This is a genomic window from Chitinophaga sp. (genome assembly GCF_036566945.1).
Lineage (GTDB): Bacteria > Bacteroidota > Bacteroidia > Chitinophagales > Chitinophagaceae > Chitinophaga.
In genome coordinates this window covers 1-5038 of sequence record NZ_DATCVJ010000246.1, presented here as the reverse complement: position 1 = coordinate 5038, position 5038 = coordinate 1, and the positions used below count along the sequence as shown (strand labels likewise).

Below are 5038 nucleotides of genomic sequence, written 5' to 3'. Positions count from 1 at the left end.
TGACCAGAGCGATTATCTATACGCTTCAATCATTCGCTTTAATAGCTTTTTGCTTTATGCCTTCTGCTTTCCGTAGTAGCCGAACTTACTCAGTTACAGAAACATTTCTGTTAATGAGTGTCTGTGTTTTTATAGCAATCGCTTTTTCTGCCAGTTTATTTTTTCCGCTTCTGATTTCAAACACGTAATCGCCATCTTCCAGTGAGGCGAGGTTGTAGCGTGCTTCAAAGCGTAGTGTTGCTGGCAGTATTTCGCGGTGCAGGGTGTTATTGAAATTGTCTTTTATGTAAAGCGTTAGCTTTTCGTTGCCGGGATTGTCCACAGAAAGTTGAAATAAGAGTTGATCTTTTTGCAGTTGTGTAATGTGAACATTGAAAGATTCAACGGGTGCAACGGTTCCTGGTTTTTCGTTCGCGGCATGTCTGGCTACATTATAAGCAAATGTTTTAGACTGTGCTGCTGCGTGCAAAATAGGAAACAGGATAGTAACAAATAATAACAATGCTGCTTTGGGTGCTAAAAAAACAAAACGTAAATGTTTCATGACATTATTTTTTTAATGTGTTCATCTTTTTTAAATGAGGGCGGTATTAGCTAATACAATGGTGCCTTATATTTTCAATGCAAAGCTCCGATCTGCGGATTAACAGAACATTACGCCTTTGTTAAAATAATGTGAGTATTTAGCCACCTTGTTCGCCATTCATTCCCTATTTTTGCAGCGTTTATGGAAGCAGTTACAATAAGAAATAATCGCCCGATAGCCATCTGGTTATATATTGGCGTGGGCATGTTGATCGTGCAGGTATTGCTGGGTGGCATTACCCGTTTAACCGGGTCTGGTTTATCCATCACCGAATGGCAGCCGCTACTGGGCGCATTTCCACCAATGAATGAAGCCGCCTGGGAGCGTGCTTTTGAGGGCTACAAAAAAATAGCACAGTTTCAATATGTAAATAATCACTTCACCTTATCTGATTTTAAGTTCATCTTCTTTTGGGAATGGCTGCATCGCGACTGGGCCCGGTTAATGGGATTGGTGTTTATTGTGCCTTTCATTTATTTTATTATTAAGAAGAAGATCAATAAAAGTATGATCAATCCTATGATCATATTATTCGTACTCGGCGGTTTGCAGGGATTGATAGGATGGGTGATGGTGATGAGCGGCCTGAACGAAGAAAACTTATATGTAAACCACATCCGTTTGGCCATTCACTTTATTTCCGCATTGGTGTTGCTGGCCTACGTGTTCTGGTTTGCCCTGAAACTAAGCGTACGTCCGGTGGAAATATTAGAGGTGCCGGGATTAAAAAAACTGAATATCTGGTTATTGGTATTATTGGTAGTACAATTAGTGTATGGTGCTTTCATGGCAGGACTGCATACCGCACTGGTAGCCAGTACCTGGCCGGATATCAATGGCGCCTGGGTGCCTGACGGCATGTTTTCGCAGGGAGGCTTTGCTACAGATATTGCGCATAATCCTATCACCATTCAATTTATACATCGTGGTTTGGCTTACCTGATCACGCTCCTGATTGCTGTTTGGTGGTGGAAATCTGCTCAAACGCCCACTAACAGCCAGCTGCATGCGATCCGTTACCTGCCGTTGCTACTGGTGTTGCTACAGGTGTTGCTAGGTGTACTTACCTTGTTAAATAGCCAGGTTAAAATACCTATTAGCTACGGCATCCTTCATCAGGGCGTAGGTATGTTATTGTTGCTCTCCCTGATATGGACACTTTTTCTTAGCAGGGGAACAACCGAATAAAGCTTTAAAATATAGTCCGTCTTCGATAAATCCGTAAATTTTCCGTAGGTTTATTTGTAATAATCGTCTGATGAAGGTGAAGTTATTACTGATAAAAACTTACTATTCTTTCCCTATACAGTTACTGCTCCTGCATTTCAGGAAGTACCAGGTGTTACTTATTTTTTGGGTGATACTGTTTAGCACCATCAACGGCGGCTTTGCCAAGGTGTTTGGAGGAGATGCATTGTACCTGGCACCGGAGTATCTCGGCAAGGTTAATTTTTATAGCACTACTATATTAGGATTGGCCACGGGCATGTTTATCATGAGCTGGCAAATTACCACTTTCATTTTGCACACCGGCCGGTTTAAATTTCTGGCCACTACTTCCCAGCCTTTTTTCCGGTATTGCCTGAATAATGCCATCATCCCTATGGTATTTATTCTCAGCATGCTTTACCGTGGGTGGGAATACCAACGCTATGAAGAACTGAGTTCTATCCCCGACATTCTGTTGCTGGGAGAGGGTTTTATCTGTGGGGTATTGTTTATTTTCTTTTTCTGCTTCTTTTATTTCTTTAACGCAGATAAAAATATCGGCCGCCGCCTGGAGAAGCGCTTCGGCAACCCCCGCAACTTTTTGCGCACGATTCTGAAGCCCACACAGGAGCCCGACGAAAATGCACTGCCAGTGCACAACTACTTTTCCACCCCCTGGCGCATACGCAGGGCGAGAAATGTAGACCACTACAATAAACACTATCTCGACAGCATCCTCAAACAACACCATTTTGCCGCCATGATCACCGTAGGGTGTTCCCTGATTTTCCTGGTGATCCTCGCCTATATGATGGACTATGATGTATTCAGGATTCCGGCAGGGGGGAGTGTACTTATTTTCTTTGCGTTCCTCATTGGTGTGGCGGGCGCTTATTCTTATATGCTACAAACCTGGTCTATTCCCATTTTGCTGGTGATGTTGTTTGGATTGAACTGGATGGTAGAACATAACTGGGTAGACAACCGCAACAAAGCTTATGGCCTTAATTACCGGCAGAAGAAGGAGCGGCCGGAATACAGTGTGGGCGCATTGCAACAGTTTTTTACGAGGGAAAAATATGAGGCAGATAAAAAACAAACCATTGAAATTTTAGATAAGTGGAGAAAGAAATTTCCTGCGAATAAAAAGCCACCACTTATTGTGATGAATTTCAGCGGTGGTGGTAGTCGTTCCGCTGCCTGGAGTGTGAATGTGATGCAGCGGTTGGACAGTCTGTTGCATGGTCGCCTCATGGAACATACCGTACTGATGACGGGGGCCTCCGGCGGTATGCTGGGAGCCAGCTATTTTCGGGAACTGTATTACGAGCAGCAGCAGGGGAAACCCATCCGGCTCACGAGTCCCGTGTACGCAGAGAAGGTATCACGAGACCTTCTTAATTCTGTTTTTACGGCGATGGCTGTAAATGATTTTATTACTCCCTGGAGGAGTTTCAACATTGGCAAAAACCTTTATGCGAAGGACAGAGGTTATGCTTTTGAAATGCAGTTGAATGAACACACAGACAGCGTATTGGATAAAACGCTGAAGGAATACCGTTTACCGGAAGCCAATGCCGAAATCCCGATGCTGATATGGAATGCAACCATCAATGCAGATGGACGCCGCTTAATGATTTCGCCGCAGCCGATCAGTTATTTGTGTAGTCCGCAATACCTGTATCCAACGCGGCAGGTAAGAGATATAGATGGGGTGGATTTCGCACAGTATTTTGCCGCACAGGATGCCATGGATTTGCGGGTAACCAGCGCTATCCGGATGTGTGCTACTTTTCCGTACGTATTGCCCAATGCGTTTTTACCCAGCAATCCTATTGTAGATGTAATGGATGCGGGCATCCGCGATAACTTCGGTCAACAAACAACACTGCGCTATCTCTATACTTTTAATAAGTGGATCAATGAAAATACCAGCGGTGTGGTATATATCCAGATCAGAGATACGCGTAAGAATGATATTTCCCCTATCAAAAAAACAAAGGATCTCAGCGACCTGCTGTTTGAACCACTGTTTACTATGCAGCAGCACTGGAGCGCCATGCAGGATTTTGACCAGGATGATTTGTTGAATTATATGGAAGGATATTTCCCCGACAAATTTCACCGGGTTATTTTCCAGTACGTGCCACAGAAGCAGGATAAAGCAGCCGCTTTATCCTGGCACCTGACTTCCCGTGAAAAGCTGGATATCGCCCATGCCCTGGACAATCCCGCTAATCAGAGTGCCCTGGAATATGTGGTGAAATTGCTGGAAGGGCAGTAGTTTATTCCTGCAGGAACTTCAGCAGGGGAGCAATAAATTGCGCATACGCTTCAATGTGGGGAAGATGTCCTACACCTGGAATGGGTACCAGTGTTGCATGTGGGATTTTTTTGGCTGCATTATTCCCCAATTCAGGATAGTTTCCGAGGGTTTTACGTACTTCTTCCGGCGCGTTGGCTTTGCCGAGGGCGGTGCGGTCCCGCTGCCCGATGATCAACAGGGTAGGGGCTTGTATATTTTCAAATTCATATAACACGGGTTGTGTAAAAATCATATCGTAGGTGAGCGCTGAATTCCAGGCCACGACAGAGTAATCCGGATTGCTGATCCAGCTGGCCTGTAGTTGCGCCCATTTATCATAGGCGGGCGACCACTTGCCAGCATAGTAGCTGTCCATCATGTATTGTTTGATTTTGTCGTAGTTCTGTTGCAGCTCTGCTTTGTACCACTTGTCTACAGACTGATATGGCACTTTTACTTTCCAGTCTTCCAGGCCAATAGGGTTTTCCAGGATCAGCTTTTCGGTTACCTCCGGGTACATCAATGCAAAGCGGGTGGCTAGCATACCTCCCATGGAATGCCCGAGTATGGACGTTTTGCTGATATGGAGGGTGTCGAGTAATGCTTTGGTATTTTGGGCCAGTTGCTGAAAGGAATATTGGAAATGTGCGGGCTTGGACGATTTGCCGAAACCGATCTGATCCGGTATGATCACGCGGTAGCCATTATTACTAAGATCAGCAGCGGTACTGTCCCAATAGGCGCCGCAAAAGTTTTTGCCGTGCAGCAACACAATCGTCTTACCATTGGGTTTGGAGGATTGTACATCCATATAGGCCATCTGTAGGGGTTGACCTTGTATATGCAATGGCAGGAAATGCACCGGGAAGGGGTATTTATATGCTGATAGGGTGATATCCTGGGCTGGTATTTGTTGTGCTTGTATTGGGTTATAAATG

4 protein-coding genes are annotated in these 5038 nt (G+C 44.9%); 2 read left to right on the top strand and 2 right to left on the bottom strand.

The genetic code is table 11. The features are described from left to right. Nucleotides 1-85 precede the first annotated feature (85 nt). Nucleotides 86-544 (bottom strand): hypothetical protein, encoded by a 459-nt coding sequence (locus tag VIP81_RS07195; RefSeq protein WP_331957870.1) that lies wholly within the window; start codon nucleotides 542-544, stop codon nucleotides 86-88. A gap of 183 nt (nucleotides 545-727) precedes the next feature. Here VIP81_RS07195 and VIP81_RS07190 point away from each other — a divergent pair, with 183 nt between their 5' ends. Continuing rightward, on the top strand, nucleotides 728-1774 hold the full coding sequence (locus VIP81_RS07190; RefSeq protein WP_331957868.1) for a COX15/CtaA family protein: 1047 nt from the start codon (nucleotides 728-730) through the stop codon (nucleotides 1772-1774). A gap of 70 nt (nucleotides 1775-1844) precedes the next feature. Then, nucleotides 1845-4079, top strand: a complete 2235-nt coding sequence (locus tag VIP81_RS07185) for a patatin-like phospholipase family protein (protein WP_331957866.1) — start codon at nucleotides 1845-1847, stop codon at nucleotides 4077-4079. A 1-nt stretch (nucleotide 4080) separates the two neighbouring features. Here VIP81_RS07185 and VIP81_RS07180 read toward each other — a convergent pair. Further along, nucleotides 4081-5038: alpha/beta hydrolase (locus VIP81_RS07180; protein ID WP_331957864.1), on the bottom strand; the 958-nt coding region annotated here is incomplete at its 5' end.